The sequence below is a fragment of the Serratia odorifera genome, assembly GCF_041448735.1.
GTDB lineage: Bacteria > Pseudomonadota > Gammaproteobacteria > Enterobacterales > Enterobacteriaceae > Serratia_F > Serratia_F odorifera.
Genome location: NZ_JBGMUT010000004.1, coordinates 215,354 through 238,767, shown reverse-complemented (window position 1 = coordinate 238,767; position 23,414 = coordinate 215,354). Strand labels below are relative to the sequence as shown.

General features: G+C 57.7%; 19 protein-coding genes. All 19 read right to left on the bottom strand.

Features of this window, described 5'->3' with window-relative positions; genetic code table 11:
- Positions 1-95: 95 nt before the first annotated feature.
- The 19 genes from ftsZ to ACCC84_RS13490 all read right to left on the bottom strand — a co-directional run bounded on the left by ftsZ (position 96) and on the right by ACCC84_RS13490 (position 23,249).
- Positions 96-1,250 carry a cell division protein FtsZ gene (ftsZ, locus tag ACCC84_RS13580; protein ID WP_004955368.1) on the bottom strand — a complete coding sequence of 385 codons (1,155 nt, stop codon included), beginning with the start codon at positions 1,248-1,250 and terminating at the stop codon, positions 96-98.
- Positions 1,251-1,324: 74 nt separating this feature from the next.
- Positions 1,325-2,581: a cell division protein FtsA gene (gene ftsA, locus ACCC84_RS13575; RefSeq protein WP_004955369.1), complete on the bottom strand. Its 1,257-nt coding sequence runs from the start codon at positions 2,579-2,581 to the stop codon at positions 1,325-1,327.
- Positions 2,578-3,441 (bottom strand): cell division protein FtsQ, encoded by an 864-nt coding sequence (gene ftsQ / locus ACCC84_RS13570; RefSeq protein ID WP_004955370.1) that lies wholly within the window; start codon positions 3,439-3,441, stop codon positions 2,578-2,580. The genes ftsA and ftsQ overlap by 4 nt, the downstream gene beginning before the upstream one ends.
- 1 nt (position 3,442) lies before the next feature.
- Positions 3,443-4,363, bottom strand: coding sequence for a D-alanine--D-alanine ligase (locus ACCC84_RS13565; RefSeq protein ID WP_004955372.1), 921 nt, complete (start codon positions 4,361-4,363; stop codon positions 3,443-3,445).
- On the bottom strand, positions 4,356-5,831 hold the full coding sequence (murC, locus tag ACCC84_RS13560; protein WP_004955373.1) for a UDP-N-acetylmuramate--L-alanine ligase: 1,476 nt from the start codon (positions 5,829-5,831) through the stop codon (positions 4,356-4,358). Before murC ends, ACCC84_RS13565 begins: the two co-directional genes overlap by 8 nt.
- A gap of 86 nt (positions 5,832-5,917) precedes the next feature.
- Positions 5,918-6,982 carry an undecaprenyldiphospho-muramoylpentapeptide beta-N-acetylglucosaminyltransferase gene (murG, locus tag ACCC84_RS13555; RefSeq protein ID WP_004955375.1) on the bottom strand — a complete coding sequence of 355 codons (1,065 nt, stop codon included), beginning with the start codon at positions 6,980-6,982 and terminating at the stop codon, positions 5,918-5,920.
- 3 nt (positions 6,983-6,985) lie between these two features.
- The gene (gene ftsW / locus ACCC84_RS13550; protein WP_004955376.1) at positions 6,986-8,188 is read right to left on the bottom strand and encodes a cell division protein FtsW; all 1,203 of its coding nucleotides are present in this window, start codon (positions 8,186-8,188) and stop codon (positions 6,986-6,988) included.
- A complete protein-coding gene (murD, locus tag ACCC84_RS13545; protein ID WP_004955378.1) occupies positions 8,185-9,504 on the bottom strand; it encodes a UDP-N-acetylmuramoyl-L-alanine--D-glutamate ligase in 1,320 nt (439 codons plus the stop codon). The genes ftsW and murD overlap by 4 nt, the downstream gene beginning before the upstream one ends.
- Positions 9,505-9,506: 2 nt before the next feature.
- Positions 9,507-10,589 carry a phospho-N-acetylmuramoyl-pentapeptide-transferase gene (gene mraY, locus ACCC84_RS13540; RefSeq protein WP_004955379.1) on the bottom strand — a complete coding sequence of 361 codons (1,083 nt, stop codon included), beginning with the start codon at positions 10,587-10,589 and terminating at the stop codon, positions 9,507-9,509.
- On the bottom strand, positions 10,583-11,944 hold the full coding sequence (gene murF, locus ACCC84_RS13535) for a UDP-N-acetylmuramoyl-tripeptide--D-alanyl-D-alanine ligase (RefSeq protein WP_004955380.1): 1,362 nt from the start codon (positions 11,942-11,944) through the stop codon (positions 10,583-10,585). Before murF ends, mraY begins: the two co-directional genes overlap by 7 nt.
- The gene (gene murE, locus ACCC84_RS13530) at positions 11,941-13,428 is read right to left on the bottom strand and encodes a UDP-N-acetylmuramoyl-L-alanyl-D-glutamate--2,6-diaminopimelate ligase (protein WP_198773278.1); all 1,488 of its coding nucleotides are present in this window, start codon (positions 13,426-13,428) and stop codon (positions 11,941-11,943) included. The genes murF and murE overlap by 4 nt, the downstream gene beginning before the upstream one ends.
- Entirely contained in the window at positions 13,415-15,178 is a 1,764-nt protein-coding gene (gene ftsI / locus ACCC84_RS13525; RefSeq protein ID WP_088499869.1) for a peptidoglycan DD-transpeptidase PBP3, read from the bottom strand. Before ftsI ends, murE begins: the two co-directional genes overlap by 14 nt.
- A 42-nt stretch (positions 15,179-15,220) precedes the next feature.
- Complete coding sequence (gene ftsL, locus ACCC84_RS13520; RefSeq protein ID WP_004955384.1) at positions 15,221-15,541, bottom strand: cell division protein FtsL; 321 nt, start codon at positions 15,539-15,541, stop codon at positions 15,221-15,223.
- Complete coding sequence (rsmH, locus tag ACCC84_RS13515) at positions 15,538-16,479, bottom strand: 16S rRNA (cytosine(1402)-N(4))-methyltransferase RsmH (RefSeq protein WP_004955385.1); 942 nt, start codon at positions 16,477-16,479, stop codon at positions 15,538-15,540. Before rsmH ends, ftsL begins: the two co-directional genes overlap by 4 nt.
- 2 nt (positions 16,480-16,481) lie before the next feature.
- Positions 16,482-16,940, bottom strand: a complete 459-nt coding sequence (gene mraZ, locus ACCC84_RS13510; RefSeq protein ID WP_004955387.1) for a division/cell wall cluster transcriptional repressor MraZ — start codon at positions 16,938-16,940, stop codon at positions 16,482-16,484.
- Positions 16,941-17,693: 753 nt separating this feature from the next.
- Complete coding sequence (gene cra / locus ACCC84_RS13505) at positions 17,694-18,698, bottom strand: catabolite repressor/activator (protein WP_198773277.1); 1,005 nt, start codon at positions 18,696-18,698, stop codon at positions 17,694-17,696.
- 214 nt (positions 18,699-18,912) lie between these two features.
- The gene (ilvN, locus tag ACCC84_RS13500) at positions 18,913-19,404 is read right to left on the bottom strand and encodes an acetolactate synthase small subunit (RefSeq protein WP_039991162.1); all 492 of its coding nucleotides are present in this window, start codon (positions 19,402-19,404) and stop codon (positions 18,913-18,915) included.
- A gap of 2 nt (positions 19,405-19,406) precedes the next feature.
- Complete coding sequence (ilvI, locus tag ACCC84_RS13495; RefSeq protein ID WP_039991164.1) at positions 19,407-21,125, bottom strand: acetolactate synthase 3 large subunit; 1,719 nt, start codon at positions 21,123-21,125, stop codon at positions 19,407-19,409.
- A 324-nt stretch (positions 21,126-21,449) separates the two neighbouring features.
- Positions 21,450-23,249 carry an AMP-dependent synthetase/ligase gene (locus ACCC84_RS13490; RefSeq protein WP_273871118.1) on the bottom strand — a complete coding sequence of 600 codons (1,800 nt, stop codon included), beginning with the start codon at positions 23,247-23,249 and terminating at the stop codon, positions 21,450-21,452.
- Positions 23,250-23,414 lie beyond the last annotated feature (165 nt).

Sequence of the window (23,414 nt, the reverse complement as noted above, 5' to 3'; positions counted from 1 at the left end):
CTCGCAATGTTATCCATCCTACCAGCCAAGCATACAGCAAGGCCGGCGGGACAGTTTAGCACAAAGAGCGGAGATTCCAAATTATCAGGAAATTCTTAGTCTGCCTGCTTGCGCAGGAAGGCCGGGATATCCAGATAGTCAGGCTCTTTATTCGGTTGCGCGTTCTGATCGTTAACCACCTTGGCAGCAGGCTTCACTTCCTGTTGCAGCGGAGCCATACCGTGCTGCTGGTAACGGTGATCCATCACTGGCTGGCTGACCTGCTTGTTGGTCACCAGGGTGATTTCAGGACGTTTGTCCATGCCAATACCGGTAGCCACTACGGTGACACGCAGTTCGTCGTTCATTTCCGGATCCAGTGAGGTACCGATTACTACGGTCGCATTGTCGGAAGCAAACGCACGGATGGTGTTACCCACGGTTTCGAACTCATCCAGACGCAGGTCGAAGCCGGCGGTAATGTTAACCAGAACGCCGCGCGCGCCGGACAGATCGATATCTTCCAGCAGCGGGCTGGAGATGGCCATTTCAGCGGCTTCTTCAGCACGGTCTTCACCGCAGGCAACGCCAGAACCCATCATCGCGTAGCCCATTTCGGACATCACGGTGCGCACGTCGGCGAAGTCGACGTTCATCAGGCCCGGACGGGTGATCAGTTCGGCAATGCCCTGCACCGCGCCTTTCAGCACGTCGTTGGCCGCACCAAAGGCGTCCAGCAGAGAAATACCGCGTCCCAGTACTTTCAACAGCTTGTCGTTCGGGATGGTGATCAGTGAGTCCACGTGCTTGGACAGTTCGGCGATACCCTGCTCAGCGAACGCCATGCGTTTCTTGCCTTCAAAATTGAAAGGCTTGGTAACCACGGCTACTGTCAGGATCCCCAGATCCTTGGCAACTTCGGCCACCACAGGTGCAGCACCGGTACCGGTACCGCCGCCCATACCGGCTGCGATGAAGACCATGTCTGCACCTTCCAGAGCGGCGCGCAGGGCTTCACGGTCTTCTTCCGCCGAATTGCGACCCACTTCGGGGTTCGCGCCTGCACCCAGACCTTTGGTAATACCGCTACCAATCTGGATGGTTTGGCCAACTGCCGTTTTACGAAGCGCCTGAGCGTCTGTATTAACGGCAAAGAATTCAACACCTTCGATGCGCTCACGCACCATGTGTTCAACGGCGTTACCGCCGCCACCGCCGACGCCGATGACTTTAATCACCGCGTCATTGGTTAGTTCCATTGGTTCAAACATAGTTTCTCTCCGTTTTGTGCCTGTCGCTGCGAGATCATAAAAAGATTACTCAGCATGATCTCTTAGTTGAAACATTAAAACTCTTTTCTCAGCCAGCTATTGATACGTTTAAACCAATTGCCCACCGAGGCGCGTTTTTCTACTTCTGACTCACCGCTGAGGTGAGACTCTTTTCCATAGTGCAGCAGACCTACCGCCGTTGAGTAGTAAGGCTCCTGCGCATAATCCGTCAGACCCGTGATGTTCAAGGGTTGGCCGATGCGTACCTGGGTGTGGAACACCCGTTGCGCACAGGCTGCCAGGCCATCAATCTGGGCGGCACCGCCGGTCAGCACAATACCCGCTGCCAGATGGTGCTTCACCCCTTGCTGACGCAGTTGCTCCTGCAATTGCAAAATTTCATCGTTAACCAGATTCAACAGTTCGGCGTAGCGTGGCTCAATGACTTCAGCCAGTGTCTGTCTTTGCAGACTACGCGGAGGACGTCCCCCGACGCTAGGCACCTCTACACTCTCATCCTTGCTAACAATCGACCCAAGCGCACAACCGTGTCGAACTTTAATTGCTTCTGCATCCGTCGGCGGCGTGCCGAAGGCGTAGGCGATATCGCTGGTGACCACGTTGCCGGCATACGGGATAACCTTGGTATGGCGCAGTGCGCCACCGGTATACACCGCCATGTCCATGGTGCCGCCACCGATATCCACCACGCAAACGCCGAGTTCGCGTTCATCTTCGGTCAGTACCGCATAGCTGGCGGCCAGACCGGCGAAAATGAGTTGGTCAACTTTCAGACCGCAACGTTCAACCGCTTTGACAATGTTTTTTGCCATGTCGTTATGGCAGGTAATCAGGTGCACCTTGGCTTGCATACGCACGCCGGACAACCCCACCGGGTTTTTGATGCCTTCCTGATAGTCGATGGCATATTCCTGAGGAATCACATGCAGAACGCGATGCTCATCGCGCACACGCACCGACTTGGCGGTATGGACGACGTTCTCCACATCCTCCTGGGTCACTTCCTCTTCTGAAATAGGAACCATCCCTATTTCGTTCTGGCAACTGATATGTTTGCCCGATAATGCGAGGTAGACCGAAGAAATCTGGCAGTCAGCCATCAGCTCGGCCTGATCGATAGCGCGCTGTACGCACTTCACTACCGACTCCAGGTCGTTAACGCCGCCCTTATCCATACCCCGGGACGGACAGCTGCCCACCCCGATAATGTTGACCATGCCATCGGGCAGAACTTCCCCTACCAATGCGGCGACTTTCGCCGTACCGATCTCCAGTCCAACTACCAGTTTTCTGTCCGTCGACTTGATCATTGTTGTTTTGCCTGTGCCTGATTTTGTTGCTGATTACTGTTTTGCTGTTGACGTGCCGCCGCATCGCCTGCCTGCGAGTCTATCGGCAACGGGGACCAACCCACCGATGCACCTGCGTCATAACGCAGGTCGACATAACTGACACGCTTGCCTTCCGCCTGGCCCTGTTGCTCCAGTACCGGATACAGCTCGATAAAGCGTTGCAGGCGCCCCGCGCGGTCGTCACGCCCCAGTTCCAGCCGGACATCGTTATCCAACGCCAGTTGCCAAGAGTGACGCGCCGTCATCGACGCCATCTTCAGCGTAAACTTGCCGGTCGCCAACGCATTGCTCATGGTCCGATACCCTTCCAGGACGTCTTGTTCGCTCCCTTCCGGACCATAGAGCAACGGCAATTTCTGCTTGCCGACACGTGCTGCCGGCACGCTGAACGATTTGCCCTCGGCATCCACCATGTGCAAATCATTCCAACGCGCCACCGGGACATATTCCACCAAATGGATTTTCAGCTCATCCGGCCATTGCTTGCGCACGCTGGCCTGCTTAATCCACGGCAACCGCTCAATCTGCTGCTGGATGACATCGACATCCTGCGTCATGAACGTGCCTGGCGATCCCAGTGCCAGAATAGCCTGGCGAATATCATCGTTGGTGGTGTAATGGCGTTCGCCGGTTACCACCAGCCTTGAGAGCGGCAGGCGACTGGCGTCTTTCATCCAGCCAATCACCGCCCAGCCGCTCCACAGGACCGTTCCCAACACCATCAGCAGGAAAACGATCCCTGCCAATTGGCTTCCGTTGCTGCGACGCGGGTTATTTTCAACCTCGCGTTCGCGCGCATTCAGGGCAGCTTGCGACATATCAGTCGGCCAATTCCAAAATTCTCGCCACCAGCTGCGAGAAATCCAATCCAAACTGGCGCGCTGCCATCGGCACCAGGCTATGACTGGTCATGCCTGGCGAGGTGTTCACCTCAAGCAGATAGAAGCTGCCATCGTTATCCTGCATTACGTCAACCCGACCCCAGCCGCTGCAATCAAGGCCACGATAGGCCCGAGCCGCCAGCGCAGCCAGCTCGCTTTCCTGCTCGGCGCTCAAGCCGCTCGGACAGAAGTACTGGGTATCGTCCGAGATGTATTTGGCCTGATAGTCGTAAAACACGCCGGCCGGCTGAATGCGGATTGACGGCATCAATTGGTCACCCAAAAATGCCACGGTATATTCCGGGCCACTCAGCCACTTTTCGACCAGCACGTCGTCGTCATGACGGAACGCCTCGTCCAGCGCCGCGACGAGTTCGCCGAATTCGCTGACCTTGCTCATACCGACGCTGGAACCTTCACGGCTCGGCTTGACGATCAGCGGCAGGCCCAGTGCCTCCACGCTTGCCAGCAACTGGCTTTTCGCCTCACCGACAAACTCCGCACGGTGCAATGCCACGTAGGGTGCTATCGGCAGCCCCATCGACTGCCACACCATTTTGGTGCGCCATTTGTCCATGGTCAGCGCCGATGCCATCACGCCGCTGCCGGTATACGGCAGGTCGAGGAATTCCAGCATCCCCTGCAGCGTACCGTCTTCACCGCCGCGGCCGTGCAGCGCGATAAATACTTTGCTGAAACCCTGCGCCTTCAACTGGGCCAGCGGGAAGTCACGTGTATCAATGCCGTGGGCGTCGATACCGGCTTCGCGCAACCCGGCCAGCACCGCTGCGCCGGATTGCAGAGAAACCTCACGTTCAGCGGAGGTGCCACCCATCAGGACGGCGACTTTGTCAGCCATGCTGTTCCTCCTCGTTGTTCGGCGACTGCAGTTTCAATTCAGCTAGTTTACGGGCGATTTTGCCGACGTTGCCGGCGCCCTGCACCAACACCAGATCGTCATTTTGCAACAGCTGCGCCAAGGTTTCCGGCACCGTATCCGCGTCGGACACCAGGATCGGATCCAACTTGCCGCGGTTGCGAATAGTACGGCACAGCGAACGGCTGTCGGCACCCGGGATCGGCGCTTCCCCCGCCGGGTACACGTCCAGCATCAGCAATACGTCAACCTGAGACAGCACGTTGGCAAAATCGTCGTACAGATCGCGCGTACGCGTGTAACGGTGCGGCTGGAAAATCATCACCAGACGCTTGTCCGGCCAGCCGGCGCGCGCCGCTTTGATGGTGGCGTCCACTTCCGTCGGGTGATGGCCATAGTCATCCACCAGCATCGCACTGCCCGCCTTGCCGTTAACCGGCGTCAACGGATACTCGCCAAGAAAGTCGAAGCGACGGCCGGTGCCCTGGAAGCCTGCCAGCGCGCGCAGAATATCGTCGTCGTCAATGCCTTCTTCGGTGGCTACCGCCACCGCCGCCGCCGCGTTCAGCGCATTATGGCGGCCCGGTGCGTTCAGGGTCACCGTCATCAGCGGCTTGTCCTGACGGCTCAGGGTAAAGTGCCCTTGCGGACCACGCTGGCTATAGCTCTCAATACGCACGTCGGCATCGTCGCTAAAGCCGTAGGTAGTGACGTGGCGACCAACGCGTGGCAGCAGTTCACGCACCACCGGATCGTCAATACACATCACCGCACGGCCGTAGAACGGCAGGTTGTGCAAGAAATTGATAAACGTCTGTTTCAGGTTCTCGAAGTCGCCATGGTAAGTGTCCATGTGGTCGGCTTCGATGTTGGTGACAATCGCCACCATCGGTTGCAGATGCAGGAACGACGCATCGCTCTCATCGGCTTCCGCAATCAGGTAACGGCTCGACCCCAGACGCGCATGGGTGCCTGCCGCCTTTACCAGCCCGCCGTTGACGAACGTCGGATCCAGGCCGGCTTCCGCATAAATGCTGGAAACCATCGCCGTGGTGGTAGTTTTGCCGTGCGTTCCCGCCACGGCGATACCGTGACGAAAGCGCATCAATTCGGCCAGCATTTCTGCGCGACGGATCACCGGGATACGCGCCTCGCGCGCGGCGACGATTTCCGGATTGTCGGACGGGATCGCCGTCGACACCACCACCACGCTGGCATCCAGCACGTTTTCCGGCCGGTGATGGAAGTAAATTGTCGCGCCCAGTGCGCTCAACTGCTGGGTCACCGGGTTCGGTGCCAGATCCGAACCGCTGATCTGATACCCTTCATTAGCCAACACTTCGGCGATACCACCCATGCCGGCACCACCGATGCCGACAAAGTGAATGTGCCGGACGCGTCGCATCTCGGGCACGAAAGTACGTAGTTTCGCCAGTTGCTGTGTATTCATCACTCTCTCTAATCCAGGTTCGGCGCACCGAGCCCTTACATGACGTTGCTGTATTTACAGGCCCGGCGAACCAGACCCTGCATGTTTTATTTGGCGACGCGAATCAGTTCCGCCGCGACGCGTTCGGTCGCATCGGGGATCGCCACCGCGCGCGCCTTGTCGGCCATCGCCAGTAACGTTGGACGATCCCAGCCGGCCAGCAGTTCGGCCACCGCATCGGCGTTGAACTGCGGCTGTTCAATGATTTTCGCGGCGCCGGCTTCTTCCAGCGGACGCGCGTTCCAATACTGCTGACGATCCTTGTGCTGGAACGGTACAAATATCGCCGGCAGGCCCGCCGCCGCAATTTCGCTGACGGTCAAGGCGCCGGAACGGCACACCACCACATCGGCCCAGGCGTAGGCGGCCGCCATATCATCGATAAACTCGGTCACCTTGTGCCCGGTCTGCCCTACCCTTTCATATTCACGCTGAACCGATGCCAACGCACCTTTGCCAACCTGATGCCAGAGCGTAATTCTATCGTCCAAACGCGCCGCGACTTCAGGAACTGTCTGATTCAGCACGCGGGCCCCCTGACTTCCGCCAATAACCAGCACGCGGATCGGCCCTTCTCGCCCGGCCAGACGTTCTGCCGGCAACGGCAGCGCCAATACGTCGGTACGCACCGGATTGCCCACCACGGCGGCATTCGGGAACGCGCCGGGAAACGCCTGCAATACCGTTTTGGCGATGCGCGCCAGCCAGCGGTTGGTTAACCCGGCAATGCCGTTCTGTTCATGCAGCACCACCGGCACGCCGCACTGCCAGGCGGCCAGGCCGCCAGGGCCGGACACGTAACCGCCCATGCCCAGCACCACATCCGGCTGGTAGCTGCGCATAATCGCCTTCGCCTGGCGCACCGCGCGCCAGATGCGCAGCGGCGCGCTCAACTGAGCCATTAATCCTTTGCCACGCAGGCCGGAGATGCGGATAAAATCAATCTCGATCCCGTGCTTTGGCACCAGATCGGCTTCCATTCGGTCTGCGGTTCCAAGCCAGCGTACCTGCCAGCCCTGCGCCATCAGATGATGCGCGACCGCCAGCCCCGGGAACACGTGTCCACCGGTACCGCCTGCCATCACCATTAAACGCTTAGCTTTCCCGCTCATCCCTTACCTCTTCACAAACGCCTGGGCTTTCGCCAGACGCGTTTCAAAATCAATACGCAACAACAGCACAATGGCCGTCGACATGATCAGCAGGCTGGAACCACCGTAACTGATCAGCGGCAGCGTCAGACCTTTGGTCGGCAACATACCCGCCGCGGCACCCACGTTAACCAGCGCCTGGAAGCTGAACCACACGCCGATCGAACAGGCCAGAAAGCCGGAGAAACGCTGGTCGAGCTCTAATGCCCGGCGGCCAATCGACATCGCGCGAAAAGCGACGAAGAATACCATTAACAGGGCAAAAACCACACCGATATAGCCCAGCTCTTCCCCAAGGATCGAGAAGATGAAATCGGTATGCGCTTCTGGTAAATACTCCAGCTTCTGCACCGAGTTCCCCAGGCCTTGCCCCCAGAATTCACCGCGACCAAACGCCATCAGCGATTGGGTCAGCTGGTAACCGCTGCCGAATGGATCCGCCCACGGGTTCCAGAACGACGTCACACGGCGCATACGATACGGTTCGGCAATGATCAGCAGCACCACGGCAAATACGCCGGAGCCGATGATCGCCAGGAACTGCCACATTTTGGCGCCGGCCAGGAACAGCATCGCCAGCGTAGTAATGAACAGCACCACCACAGTACCGAGGTCCGGCTGTGCCAGCAGCAGTACCGCCAACACCACCATCACGCCCATCGGTTTGCAAAAACCCCAGAAGTTGCTGCGCACTTCTTCTACCTTGCGCACCAGATAGCTGGCCAGGTAGCAGAACAGCGACAGTTTCGACAGCTCTGCCGGCTGAATACGCAACGGCCCAAGCGAAATCCAGCGCGATGCCCCGTTGACCGAGCTGCCGACCACCAACACGATCAGTAACAGTACGATTGACGCCAACAGCATCACGTTGCTGTAACGCTGCCATACCGCCATCGGGATACGCAGCGTGACCAGCGACAGACCGAACGCCAGCCCCAGATACAGCGCATCACGTTTGGCGAACAGGAACGGATCTTCCGCCAGACGCTGACCGATCGGCATCGAGGCCGAGGTCACCATGACAAAGCCGATAATCGCCAGGCCGAAGGTCAGCCACAGCAAGGTGCGGTCATACAGCACCATGGTAGCGGCATCGCTTTCACGCGATCCCATCACCCAGTCTTTCAGTCTGTCGGTCAAACCGAAGTTCGGCACCCGTAGTTTCATCCGCCAAGCTCCTGTGCCAGACGGGCAAACTCATTGCCACGTACTTCAAAATTACGGAACTGATCGAGGCTGGCGCAGGCCGGTGACAACAGCACCATATCGCCCGGCTGCACAACGGCAGCAATCGCCCGCATCGCCTGTTCCATGGTGTCGGTTTGCGTTGCCACATCCGGGCGCAGCTGCGCCAGTTGAGCACCGTCGCGACCGAAACAGTACAAACGAATATGGTCGCCCTGCAGATAACGCGTCAGCGGCGAGAAATCGGCGGATTTGCCGTCACCGCCCAGCAGCAGGTGCAGCGTGCCGTCCACTTGCAGGCCGTTCAGCGCCGCTTCGGTACTGCCGACGTTGGTCGCCTTGGAGTCGTTAATCCAGCAGACGCCGTTGTGGTCTAACACCCGTTGGAAGCGGTGCGCCAAGCCGGCATAGGTAGTCAATGCCGTCAGGCTGGAGGCTCGCGGGATATTCACCGCGTCGGCCAATGCCAGCGCCGCCAACGCGTTGGTGTAGTTGTGGCGGCCGCTCAGTTTCATTTCTCGGGTGTTCAGCACTTTTTCACCGTGCACACGCAGCCAGGTTTCACCCAGTTGGCGATTCAGGTGGTAATCGCCCACGTCCGCACCAAAGCTGATGCAACGCGGGTCGGCGCCGCGAACCGGCATGGTCAGCGCGTCATCGGCATTCACCACACACACCTTGGCGTTCTCGTAAATGCGCAGCTTGGCCGCCCGGTATTGCTGTAAACCGAAGGGATAGCGATCCATATGATCTTCGGTCACATTGAGAATCGTCGCCGCAGCGGCATGCAGGCTGTAGGTGGTTTCCAGTTGGAAACTCGACAACTCCAGCACGTACAGCTGATATTCCTGCCGCAGCAATTCCAGTACCGGCAGACCAATATTGCCACCCACGCCCACCGCCCAGCCGGCGGCCTTCGCCATTTCACCGACCAGCGTGGTAACGGTGCTTTTGCCGTTGGATCCGGTAATGGCAACGATCGGCGCCTGCGCTTCGCGACAGAACAGCTCCACATCACCGACGATGTCCACCCCGGCATCCGCTGCGGCACTCAACGCCGGTGACGCCAACGCCACGCCTGGGCTGGCGACGATCAGATCCGCTGCCAGCAGCCAGTCTTCCTGCAGATCGCCGAGGTGGCGTTCTACGCTTTCCGGCAACTGGTCCAACCCTGGCGGAGACATGCGGGTATCCATGACGCGCGGCGTCACGCCACGTGCCATAAAGAAATCAACACAGGACAGACCGGTCAGGCCCAACCCGATAATGACGACTTTTTTACCCTGATAATCCGCCATGATTAACGTACCTTCAGCGTTGCCAGGCCAATCAGCACCAGCATCAGCGAAATAATCCAGAAGCGCACGATCACCCGTGGTTCTGGCCAGCCTTTCAATTCATAGTGGTGGTGAATCGGCGCCATGCGGAAAATGCGTTGTCCGCGCAGCTTGAACGACCCCACCTGCAAGATCACCGATAGCGTTTCAACCACGAACACGCCGCCCATAATCACCAGCAAAAATTCCTGACGCAGCAGTACTGCGATGGTACCCAGCGCGCCGCCCAGCGCCAGCGAGCCGACGTCGCCCATAAAGACCTGTGCCGGGTAGGTGTTGAACCACAGGAACCCCAGCCCGGCACCGACGATGGCCGTGCACACCACCACCAACTCACCGGCATGTCGCAGATATGGAATATGCAGGTAGTTGGCGAAGTTCATGTTACCGGTCGCCCAGGCCACCAGCGCAAAACCGGCGGCGACGAATACCGTCGGCATAATCGCCAGACCGTCCAGCCCGTCGGTCAGGTTGACCGCGTTGCTGGTGCCGACAATCACGAAATAGGCCAGCAGCACATACAGCAGCCCCAGTTGCGGCATCACGTCCTTAAAGAACGGCACAACCAGCTCGGTGGCTGGCGTGTCTTTTCCTACGGCATACATGGCAAATGCGACAATCAGTGCAATCACCGACTGCCAGAAGTATTTCCAGCGGGCAATCAGCCCTTTGGTGTCCTTGCGCACCACCTTGCGGTAATCGTCGACGAAACCGACGATGCCATAACCGACCAGCACAAACAGTACGCACCAGACGTACGGGTTGGACGGGTATGCCCACATCAGCACCGAAACGGTGATGGAGGTCAGGATCATGATGCCGCCCATGGTCGGCGTTCCGCGTTTGCTGAAGTGCGACTCAGGGCCGTCGTTACGCACCACCTGGCCAAAGGACATCTTCTGCAGATGTGCAATCAGTCGTGGCCCCATCCACAAGGAAATAAACAGCGCGGTCAGCAGGCTGACAATGGCTCGGAACGTCAGATACGAGAAGACGTTAAAGCCGGAATAATATTTGACCAAATGTTCGGCCAGCCAAACTAACATGGTGCTTTCTCCTGTAACGCGCGTACTACCTGCTCCATTGCGGCACTACGTGACCCTTTGATTAATACGGTAATTACCGTATGTTCCGTCAGTAATTCCGCCACGCGCGCGATCACTGCTGCCTTGTCTTGAAAATGTTCGCCCTGGCCCGATGCAGCGCTTAACAGCTGGCTCAGCGAGCCAACGGTCAATACTTTGTCGATACCCGCCAGACGGGCGGCTTCGCCCACCTGACGATGGCATTCTTCCGCTTCGTCGCCCAGTTCGGCCATATCACCGGCTACCAGCACGCGGTAACCCGGCATCTCTGCCAGCACCTGCGCGGCGGCGGTCATTGAACCGACGTTGGCGTTATAGCTATCGTCCAGCAACAGCTGGCCGGGTTTGAGCTGAATCGGGAATAAACGCCCCGGTACTGCCTGCAATTGGCCCAATCCGACGCGTACCGCCTCAAGCGAGGCACCGACCGAGGTTGCCAGTGCCGCAGCCGCCAGCGCGTTCGCCACGTTGTGGCGGCCCGGCAACGGCAGTTCGATTGCCACCGCGCCAAACGGGCTGTGCAACGTAAACTGCGTCCCCTTGCCGTTCACGCTAATCTCGCTGGCGAAGAAATCCACGCCGTCGGTGGCCTGCGGCGAGAAGCGCCACACGGTTTTGCCCACCAGCTGCGTCTGCCAATGCGGCCAGTCATTGTTATCGGCGTTAATGATCGCCACGCCATCCGCCGGCAAACCGGCGAAAATTTCGCCCTTCGCCTGCGCCACACCGGCCAACGAACCGAAGCCTTCCAGATGCGCCGCCGCCAGGTTATTCACCAGCGCAGTCTGCGGACGCGTCAACGCGGTGGTATAGGCGATTTCACCGATATGGTTGGCGCCCAGTTCAATCACCGCAAAATCATGCTGTGGCTGTAAACGCAGCAGCGTCAGCGGCACGCCGATGTCATTGTTGAAATTGCCGGCGGTATACAGCACCTCGCCGCATTGGCGCAAAATGGCAGCGGTCATTTCCTTCACCGAGGTTTTGCCCGATGAACCGGTCAAGGCAACCACCCGAGCCGGCACCTGCTGTCGTACCCAGGCAGCCAGTTGCCCCAGCGCCAGGCGGGTGTCCTTGACCACCAGCTGCGGAGCCCCCAGCGGTAAGCGCTTGCTGACCAGTAATGCACCGGCACCGGCGGCCAGCGCATCGGCGGCAAAATCATGCGCGTCAAAACGTTCGCCTTTCAGCGCCACAAACAGGCAGCCAGGGGTAATCTGGCGGGTATCCGTCGTCACCTCATTGATTTGGCAATCGGCACCGATCAATTCAGCGCTCAATACATCGGCCAAGGCCTGAAGGGAGACAGAAATCATGCGATTACCCCCAGCAAACGTGCCACGGTGGTGCGATCGGAGTAATCCAGACGACGATTCCCCACCAGTTGGTAATCTTCATGGCCCTTGCCTGCTACCAGCACCACGTCCTGTTGTTTCGCCTGCATCACCGCGCTGGTGACCGCTTCGGCACGGCCATGAATGACCAGAGCACGCCCCGGATCCAGCAGGCCGGTCAGGATGTCGGCGATAATCGCCTGCGGTTCTTCGGTACGCGGATTGTCGTCCGTCACGACCACACGATCGGCGAACTGCTCGGCGATGCCGCCCATCAGCGGGCGTTTGCCCTTGTCGCGATCGCCGCCACAGCCAAACACGCACCACAGTTGCCCCTGGCAATGCAGGCGCGCCGCGGCCAGCGCTTTTTCCAGCGCATCCGGCGTGTGGGCATAATCCACCACTACCGTCGGCTTGCCCGGCGCAGTGAACACTTCCATACGGCCGCAGACCGGCTGCAACTGGCTGCCGGACTTCAGCAATGCCGCCAGCGGGTAACCCAGCGACAGCAAGGTCGCCAGCGCCAGCAACAGATTGCTGACGTTAAAGGCGCCCATCAAGCGGCTTTCGATTTCCCCGTCGCCCCAGCTTGAGCTGAAACGCACGGTCGCGCCGTTATCGTGATAATTGACGTCGGTGGCTTTCAGCCAACGACCACGGCAGCCCGGTTGCAGGTTGCCCTGCATGGTCACTGCCACCGCATCCGGCAACTGCGCCAGCCAGCGCTGCCCTACGTCATCATCGGCATTGATGATTGCCTGCCCCACTTCGTGTCCGGCGAACAGCGACCACTTGGCGGCTTCGTAGCTGGCCATGTCACCGTGATAATCGAGGTGATCGCGGCTCAGGTTAGTGAACACCGCCGCGGCAAACGGCAACGCCGCCACGCGGTTCTGCACCAGGCCGTGGGAAGAGACTTCCATCGCGGCAAAGGTCGCACCGCGCTCGGCCAAATCGTTGAGAACATGCTGCACATCAACCGCCGAACCGGTGGTGTTTTCGCTCGGACAAACCTGGCCCAGCAGGCCGTTTCCGACGGTCCCCATCACCGCAGCGGTTTCCCCCAACAGCTGGCTCCATTGCGCCAACAGCTGGGTAGTGGTGGTTTTTCCGTTGGTGCCGGTCACGCCGACCAGGCGCAAACGTTCGGCCGGCTGATGATAAAAACGCCCGGCCAACGCAGACAGACGCTGATTGAGCTGGCTCAGGTAAATTACCGGTACGCCGTGCATTTCGCGGATTTCACCGTCGGTGGCCTCACCTTCGGCCTCGGCGATCACGGCGGCAACGCCCTGGGCGATGGCTTGCGGAATATAGCGGCGTCCATCTGTCTGATGGCCGACGACGGCGACAAACAGATCCCCGGCAGCCGCAATTCGGCTGTCTAATGTCATTTCCCGCAGCGCGCGCTCGGGTGCCGTCGGCACCCATGGAGCGAGTAATTCGCGCAAATTACGATCTGCCACCTGAACCCTCTTTTTTATTGATTACCAATTCGCTTTTATCCGCGGTGGGCAACGCGTCCGGCTCGACGTTCATGGTACGCAGTACGCCGCCCATAATGGCGCCAAACACCGGCGCAGAGATTGCGCCACCGTAGTACTTGCCACCCTGCGGGTCGTTGATGACCACCACCAGGGCAAAACGCGGGTTACTTGCCGGCGCAACGCCGGCGGTATAAGCGATGTATCGGTTGACGTATTTGCCGTCCGGGCCAACCTTCTTGGCAGTACCGGTTTTAATGGCGATCCGGTAGCCCTTGATGGCCGCCTTCACGCCACCGCCGCCCGGCAGGGCCACGCTTTCCATCATGTGCACCACGGTGCGAACCAACGGTTCAGGGAAAACGCGCTCACCGGCGACCGGCGGGTCAACCTTGGTAATCGACAGCGGACGATAGACGCCCATACTGCCGATCGTTGCATAGACTCGCGCCAACTGTAACGGTGTTACCATTAGCCCGTAGCCGAAAGAGAAGGTGGCCCTCTCTATGTCAGACCACCGTTGTTTTTTTGGGTATATGCCACTGCTTTCTCCGACCAGCCCCAAATTGGTCGCTTTTCCCAGTCCAAAACGCGAGTAAGTATCTACTAACGCCGAGGACGGCATCGCTAACGCCAGCTTTGAAACACCGACGTTACTCGACTTCTGCAAGATCCCGGTGACCGACAGTTCCGGATAACGCGCCACATCTTTGATTTCATGGCCGTTAATGCGGTAAGGCACGGTATTGAGCACGCTGTTTTCTCTTACTACGCCGTGCTGCAAGGCCGTCATGACCACCATCGGTTTTACGGTCGAACCAGGTTCAAAAATATCGGTAATGGCACGGTTACGCATGGTGTCCTTCGGCGTACCGGCCATATTGTTCGGGTTGTAGGACGGGCTGTTGGCCATCGCCAGCACTTCGCCGGTGTTGACGTCGATCAGCACCGCCGTACCGGACTCGGCCTTGTTGAACGCCACCGCGTTGTTGAGTTCGCGATACACCAGCGCCTGCAGGCGCTCGTCAACGCTCAACACCAGGTTGTGCGCCGCCTGGCTGTCAACCGAAGAGATATCCTCGATCACCCGCCCATAACGGTCTTTGCGCACCGTACGCTCGCCCGGCTGACCGGTCAGCCAGCGATCGAAGCTTTTTTCAACCCCTTCAATGCCCTGACCGTCAATGTTGGTGACGCCGATAATGTGCGACGTTACCTGACCGGCCGGATAGTAGCGGCGCGATTCCTGACGCAGATAGATGCCCGGCAGCTTCAGTTTGTGGATGTAATCGCCGATGGCCGGGTTGACCTGACGCGCCAGATACACAAAGCGCCCTTTCGGGTTGGCGTTGATGCGGCTGGACAGTTTGTCCAGCGGGATTTCCAACGCATCAGACAGCGCCTTCCAACGGCTGTCGAGCGTGATGCCGCCGCGTTCGTTCAGTTCCTTGGGGTCGGCCCAGATGGCATTGACCGGTACGCTGACCGCCAGCGGACGTCCAGCCCGGTCACTGATCATCCCACGGGCGGTCGGCACCTGCTGAACGCGCAAAGAGCGCATATCGCCCTCTTTGACCAGCCGATCGGGGTTAATCACCTGCAGATAGGCGACACGCAGCATCAACCCGACCAGCGCCAGCAAAATACAGCCGCACAGCAACGCAAAACGCCAGCTGACAAAGCTGGCTTGATCTTCCTGGCGTTTCAACTTACCGGGGCGTGCTGCTTTCATGCGTTCCCTTTTTGCTCCATGTTAGGCGGTCGGTTAAACCATTCATTGTTTAACGATGATATTTTCTTGCGCCGGATCCACATGCTGCAGTTGCAGTTTTTCCGTTGCGATACGTTCCACCCGGCTATGATCGCCCAGGGCGTTTTCTTCCAGAATCAGGTTGCGCCATTCGATATCCAGCGCATCTTTCTCTAGCACCAGTTGCTCGCGCTCGGCGGTCAGCAGTCGGGTGCGGTGCGCCGTGGTCACCACCAAAATGGCGGAGACCAGTACGGCGATCAGCAAAATCAGCGGGATCTTGGCGTTGCGCAGCAAATCGCCGCCAATCACCCCGACCAATCCATGACGCTCGTTGCCAATCACGCCGGCATCCTCTCGGCGATGCGCAGTACCGAACTGCGCGCACGTGGGTTTTCCGCCACTTCCGCTTCCGACGGCATCATTTTGCCCAGCGATTTCAGATTGCGACCGCCCAACTCACGCAGTTGCGCCTCGGTCAATGGCAGGCCGGCCGGCACCTGCGCACCGCGGCTGTGGTGGCGCATAAAGCGTTTGACGATGCGATCTTCCAGCGAGTGGAAGCTAATGATCGACAGCCGCCCCTGCGGTGCCAGCACTTCCAGTGCGCCGTCCAGCGCACGTTCGATTTCTTCCAGTTCGCTGTTAATGTAGATGCGGATCGCCTGGAAGCTGCGGGTTGCCGGGTGCTTGTGCTTTTCACGGAAAGGACTGGCGTCGGCGATCAGATCGGCCAGCTCTTTGGTGCGCGTCATTGGCTCGGTCTTGTTACGTTCGACGATGGCACGCGCGATACGCTTGGCAAAACGTTCTTCGCCGAAGGTTTTCAGTACCCAGGCGATATCGTCTGCTTCAGCTTTCAGCAACCATTCGGCCGCTGACTGTCCGCGCGTGGGATCCATGCGCATATCCAGTGGCCCGTCGCGCATAAACGAGAAACCGCGTTCTGCGTCATCGAGCTGCGGGGAGGAAACGCCCAGATCGAGCAGTACGCCGTCGATTTTACCGACCAGTTCGCGTTCGCGCACATAATGTGACAAATCGGAAAATGGGCCGTGTACGATAGTAAAACGTGGATCTTCAATAGATTTGGCGGCTGCAATCGCCTGCGGATCGCGGTCAATTGCCAGCAAGCGTCCTTCCGGCCCCAGTTGGGACAGAATCAGACGAGAATGGCCACCGCGACCAAAAGTACCGTCGATATATATGCCGTTGCTGCGGATGTTGAGGCCATTAACCGCCTCATCCAACAGCACGGTGGTGTGTTTATAGTTTTCCAACATGCTTATAGCGACAAGTCCTGTAGCCGCTCAGACAACGGTTCCTGAGACGACTGTTCAGCGTCAATATCATCCTTGACTTGTTGATACCAGGTCTGTTCATCCCACAGCTCAAACTTGTTGAACTGCCCGACCAGCATCACTTCTTTAGTGAGCGCGGCGTGTTGACGTAGCGTACTGGCTATCAGCAACCGACCGGCGTTATCCATCTGACATTCACTGGCATGTCCCAACAGCAAGCGCTGAACGCGGCGCTCGGCGGGATTCATGCTCGACAGACGGGATAATTTTTGTTCAATGATTTCCCATTCAGGCAATGGATAAAGCAGCAGGCAGGGCTGATGGAGGTCAATGGTGCAAACCATTTGGCCTTGCGATTCTTCGATCAGCGTTTCCCGATATCGGGTAGGTACGGCCAGCCGGCCCTTGCTGTCGAGATTGACCATCGTCGCGCCACGGAACATCCCCGAGCTACCCCTTCATGACCTTTTTCACCACTTTACCCCACAAATTCCCACATAAAGGAGTTTACGGAGGGTATGAAAACCTTGTCAAGCCAGAGCGGCAGTGCTTTGGCAATATTTCTCTGGGTATTTTGGGAGCTGGCTCGCGAAAGGAACTGTTTTTATTCGACGATTAAAAATTAACATCATGATAAACGAGGAGAATTTTCATAACGGAAAGCGTGCGGTTAAAAACCTGACAATTTGGTTATTAATTGGCTCAATACTTTCTTCTGCAATCGAGGTCTCATTTTTCACTTCGGTAATCACAGCCCTGTAGCCCGCTCACCGCCGCAGCCGATAAGGCCTCGCCGGGAGTTTGCCCGCTGCGGTGCCAACCGCTGATGCCGGCGTTAATAACGCGCAGCCGCGGCAACGCCACAACGAGGTCGCTATATTACTTCAATTATTCGAGCAATACAGAGCGGGAGAAAAAAATAAATAGCTCGGATATTACGAGGTGGGTAAATTTCGATTTAAATCATTCGGCTAAGATTATTCCCAAAATAACCGATGACGAAGGGAGTTTCATTTTCTTACATGTTTATTCCTATCGATTTTTGCATTTTAATTCGGAAAAAACAGCCAAAAAATTCAACTCATTGTTTTATATAAATTTATTAAAAAATCCGATTTTGCGCCTTGGTCGCGACGCGCTGCCGCCCCCGTTAGCATTAAACAGGGATTCAACGCTCGAATCCCTGTCAGCCAATGCTATTTGCGGCTCAGACTGCCACGCCGAAACAGATTGCGACGGATACGCGTCAAACCCGGTTTCGGTTTGCGCGGTTCGTCCAGGCTGGCCAGCACCAGCTCCAGCACACGCTCGGCGACGTCGCGGTGCCGCTGCGCCACCGCCAGTACCGGGCATTCAAGGAAGTCCAACAGCTCGTTGTCACCAAAGGTGGCAATGGCCAGATCGGTCGGCAAACGGCCCTGTTGCTTGAGCGTCACATCCATCACGCCCTGCAACAACGAAAACGAGGTGGTGAATAATGCCTGCGGCATCGGGTTGGTTTTCAGCCAGTTGGCAAACAGCGTACCGGCGGCTTCACGCTCATAGCTGTTGGCATAGAGATAATCGACGTGCCGCTCGTCGTCCTGCCAGGCCTGTCTGAATCCCTGTTCACGCAGGAAACTGACCGACAGTTCGGGCAATGCGCCAAGATACAGCACCGATTTTGCCGGGAAGGTGCGCAATTCCTGCGCCAGGGCGAAGGCGTCTTCCTGATCGGCGCCGACCACGCTAATGAAATGTTCGCGATCCAAGGCGCGATCCAGCGCGATAATCGGCAGCGGATCGTTGGCCCAACGCTGATAGAACGGGTGCTCCGGCGGCAAGGCGGTGGAGACGATAATGGCGTCCACCTGACGCTGCAACAGATGTTCGATGCAGCGCATTTCGTTATCTGGCTGGTCTTCCGAACAGGCGATCAACAGTTGGTAACCACGCTGACGCGCCTGACGTTCGAGATAGTTGGCAATGCGGGTATAACTGGTGTTTTCCAGATCGGGAATCACCAGGCCGATAGAACGGGTCCGACCGGCACGCAGCCCGGCCGCGACGGCGTTCGGATGATAATTATGCTCCCTGACCACGGCCATCACTTTCTCGACGGTTTTATCGCTAACGCGATACTGCTTCGCCTTTCCATTGATGACATAACTGGCCGTGGTGCGCGAAACGCCTGCGAGACGCGCGATTTCATCCAGTTTCACGTTAACCCCTTACTGAAGCTGATATGTAGAGTGTGACGGCTGTCGGCGGATCTGGCTTCCCCTCGTCCGGCCCAGCGATCTAACAGCAGAAAACGCCATCGGGCAACCGCTTTTGCCGAAAGCGGTTGGTAATCAGACAATTTCTGCTGGAAATATTGACCAAAAACAAAGGGCGCGCCGTGCCGCCCTCCACATAATCAGCATGTTTTATCTTTCAGCGCATGATTTTGTCGCCGCGCGACACGCCAACCACGCCAGAACGCGCCACCTCAACGATTTCCGCCACTTCACGTACCGCGTTGATAAACGCATCAAGCTTGTCGCTGGTGCCGGCCAGTTGCACGGTATACAGCGTCGCCGTGACGTCAACGATCTGGCCACGGAAGATATCCGCGCAGCGTTTGACCTCTTCACGTCCGTAGCCGCTGGCTTGCAGTTTCACCAGCATGATTTCACGTTCAACATGTGCACCCTGCGCCAGCTCGCTGACGCGCAGCACGTCCACCAGCTTGTGCAGCTGCTTTTCGATCTGCTCGAGCACCTTTTCGTCACCGACGGTCTGAATGGTCATGCGCGAAAGGGTCGGATCGTCGGTTGGCGCCACCGTCAGACTTTCAATATTGTAGCCACGCTGCGAAAACAGCCCAACCACCCGCGACAGGGCGCCGGATTCGTTTTCCAGCAGTACAGATAAGATACGGCGCATGATCAGGTCCTCTCCGTTTTGCTTAACCACATTTCGTCCATGCTTCCACCGCGGATCTGCATTGGATACACATGTTCGGTTTCATCGACGGTCACATCGACAAACACCAGCCGGTTCTTTTCTGCCAACGCCTGCGCCAGCTTGCTTTCCAGCTCGTCCGGCGTGCGAATGGCAATACCGACATGGCCATAGGCTTCAGCCAGCTTGACGAAGTCGGGCAGAGACTCCATATAGGACTGAGAATGGCGGCCAGAGTAGATCATGTCCTGCCACTGCTTCACCATCCCCAGATAACGGTTATTGAGATTGACCACCACCACCGGCAGATTGTATTGCAGCGCGGTGGACAACTCCTGGATGTTCATTTGAATGCTGCCGTCGCCGGTGACGCACACCACGGTTTCATCGGGTAGCGCCAGCTTCACGCCCAGCGCCGCCGGCAGCCCAAAGCCCATGGTGCCGAGCCCGCCGGAGTTGATCCAGCGGCGTGGCTGGTCAAACGGATAATACAGCGCGGCGAACATTTGGTGCTGCCCGACGTCCGAGGTGACGTAGGCATCGCCTTTGGTCAGGCGGTGCAGGGTTTCGATTACCGCCTGCGGTTTGATGGTCGGACCGGTTTTGTCATAGCCCAGGCAATCGCGCGCGCGCCATTGTTCGATCGCCTGCCACCAGTCGCGCAACGCATCGTGATCCTGCTGCTTTTCCCCTTGTCCCAGCAGTTCGAGCATCTGCGTCAGCACCTGTTTGGCGTCGCCGACAATCGGGATATCGGCATCCACCGTTTTCGAAATCGAGGTGGGATCGATATCGATGTGCAGCACCGTGGCATCCGGGCAGTACTTGGCCAGATTGTTGGTGGTGCGATCGTCAAATCGCACGCCAACAGCAAAAATGACATCGGAATGATGCATGGTTTTGTTGGCTTCATAGGTCCCGTGCATGCCCAGCATGCCTACGCTCTGACGATGCGTACCAGGGAATGCGCCCAACCCCATCAGCGTGCAGGTTACCGGCAGGTTGAGTTTTTCTGCCAGTTCTCGCAGTTCCTGATGGCAGGCGGCATTGATGGCGCCGCCGCCGACATACATCACCGGCTTTTTGGCCGCCAATACGGTTTGCAACGCCCGCTTTATTTGCCCACGATGCCCCTGCACCGTCGGATTGTAAGAGCGCATGCTGACGTCCTGCGGGTAAGCATAAGGCATTCTTACCGCCGGCCCGACAATGTCCTTTGGCAAGTCGATGACCACCGGGCCAGGGCGACCGCTGGCCGCCAGATAGAAGGCTTTTTTCAGAATGGAAGGGATGTCTTCGGTGCGTTTCACCAGGAAACTGTGCTTTACCACCGGACGGGAAATACCCACCATATCGCATTCCTGGAAGGCATCGTAGCCAATCAGCGAGCTAGGGACCTGGCCCGACAGTACCACCATCGGAATCGAATCCATATAGGCGGTAGCAATGCCGGTAATGGCATTGGTCGCACCGGGGCCGGATGTCACCAGCACCACCCCGACTTCGCCAGTGGCGCGCGCGTAGCCGTCGGCCATGTGCACCGCGCCCTGCTCGTGACGAACCAGCACGTGATCAATGCCGCCAACCGTGTGCAGGGCATCATAAATATCGAGCACCGCCCCGCCCGGGTAGCCGAATACATGTTTTACGCCCTGATCGATCAACGATCGGACGACCATCTCGGCTCCTGATAACATCTCCATGGGTTTGCCTCCAGGCTTGCTTATTCTTGTCTGGCACCGGAACGTGGCGCCTACAGTGGGGAATGCCCCAACGTTTTTTATGGTCTGTTTATAACCTCTTAACATAACGTCAGAGTATGAGGCAGGCAAACGGCAAAATGGCGCAATAATCGCACAGAAAGGGCAACAGGCTGGCGTCAGACGACGACTTAAAACAATGCACTAGCCAGTAGGCCGTTCGGCTAGGCATTGTTTTGGCAAGGACGGTAATTACAGAACTATATCGGGTGAATGGTGCGTCGATTTTTTCGGCAACATCCGTTCAAAAAAAGTCCAAAATAGCCGTTACTGGTACATGGCCTCAATTTCATGCTGATAACGCTGAAGAATGACTTTGCGGCGCAGCTTGAGCGTCGGCGTCAGCTCGCCCAGTTCCATCGAGAATGCCGCCGGCAGCAGGGTGAACTTTTTCACCTGTTCAAAGCGCGCCAGTTCGTTTTGCATCTCACGCAGACGCGCCTCGAACATCTCGATAATGTGGCCGTTGCGCAGCAGTTCCAGGCGATCGTGATACTTCAGGTTGATCGATTTGGCGTACAGTTCCAGCGACTCAAAACACGGCACAATCAGCGCGGAGACAAACTTGCGCGTATCGGCGACGATCGCCACCTGCTCAATGAAACGATCCTGTGCCAACCTGCCCTCCAGCATTTGCGGAGCGATATACTTGCCGCCAGAAGTTTTCATCAGGTCTTTCAGACGCTCGGTAATGAACAGGTTACCCTGGGGGTCCACCGTACCGGCGTCGCCGGTTTTCAACCAGCCGTCGGCGGTAAAGGCATCGGCGGTTTCCAGTGGCTTGTTGAAATAGCCACGCATGACGATTGGCCCACGAACCTGGATTTCGTTTTCTTCCGCGATACGCACCTCGAGCGTCGGCAACGGTTTGCCGATCGAGCCGAAACGGAAATCCTGCTCTTCCCAGCACGATACGGTGGCGCAGGTTTCCGTCATGCCATAACCGTATTTAATGTTCACGCCCATCGCCTGGAAAAACAAAATCACGTTGTCATCCAGTTTGGCGCCTGCCGCCGGCAAAAAGCGCACCCGGCCGCCTAAAATGCCGCGCAGCTTGCTCAGTACCAGTTTATCTGCCCAACGGTGCGCCAGCGCCAGCGTTTTACCTATCGGTCTGGCGGCACGTTCCTGCAAGAACTTTCGTTCGCCACAGCCGATCGCCCAATGGAACAGCTTTCTGCGCCACCACGGCGCACGCGCGACCTTTTCGTGAACCGCACTGTAGATCTTTTCATAAAAGCGCGGTACCGCACACATCACACTCGGCCGCACCGCCGCCATCGCGTCACGCACCCAATCGGTATTCGGCAAAAAGACGTTCTGCGCGCCGGAATGCATGATAAAGAAACTCCAGGCGCGCTCGAAAACGTGCGACAACGGCAGGAAGCTGAGTGAAACGTCGTCGGCATCGACGGTCAGGCGCTGGTCATGCAGATACAGCTGCGCCGCCATATTGCGGTAGTCGAGCATCACGCCCTTGGGCTCACCGGTGGTGCCGGAGGTGTAGATCAGGGTAAATAAATCCTGCAAATCCCGACCAGCAATGCGCTCCGTCAGGCAGGCGTGGTGCTGCTCAACGTCGGCTTCGCGCTCAATATGACTCAGATAGCGGGCAATATCGCAACCACGCAAATCGACGGCATCGTCAAATACCACAATATGCGCCAACCGTGGACAAACGCCGCGCAGCGCAAGCGCCGCATCCATTTGCGCCTGCTCGCCAACGAATAAAATGCGCACATCGGCATCATTGACGATAAATGCCGCCTGCGCTGGCGTGTGGGTAGCATACAGCGGCACGCTGATCGCCCGGAGATGCAAAATCGCCAGGTCGGCCAGCGACCATGCCATGCTGTTATTGGCGAAAATTGCCACGCGCTCCTGAACCTCGACGTTCATAGACAGCAGCGCGCTGGCAATATGATTGATATGCGTGCCAACCTGTTGCCAGCTCAGTTGGCTCTCTCCCGCAGGCGTCCATTGGCGGAAAGCCACGCAATCGGCACGTTGGGAAATCTGGTGCTGTATCCGGTTAACCTGGTGGTATTGTTGCAAGTCTTTGATCATAAAAGCTCGAGCCTGAAATAAATCAAAAAGTCAGCCTTTACCAGGGCCACAGCCCGGCATCTCAGCTTACAGGTGTTTATTTTTTTCGCGCAGTCTACCTACACTCTCGCCACGGGGAAAGGATTTTCAGCGTAGGACTGTGCGCCAAACACCGCCAGCATCGAG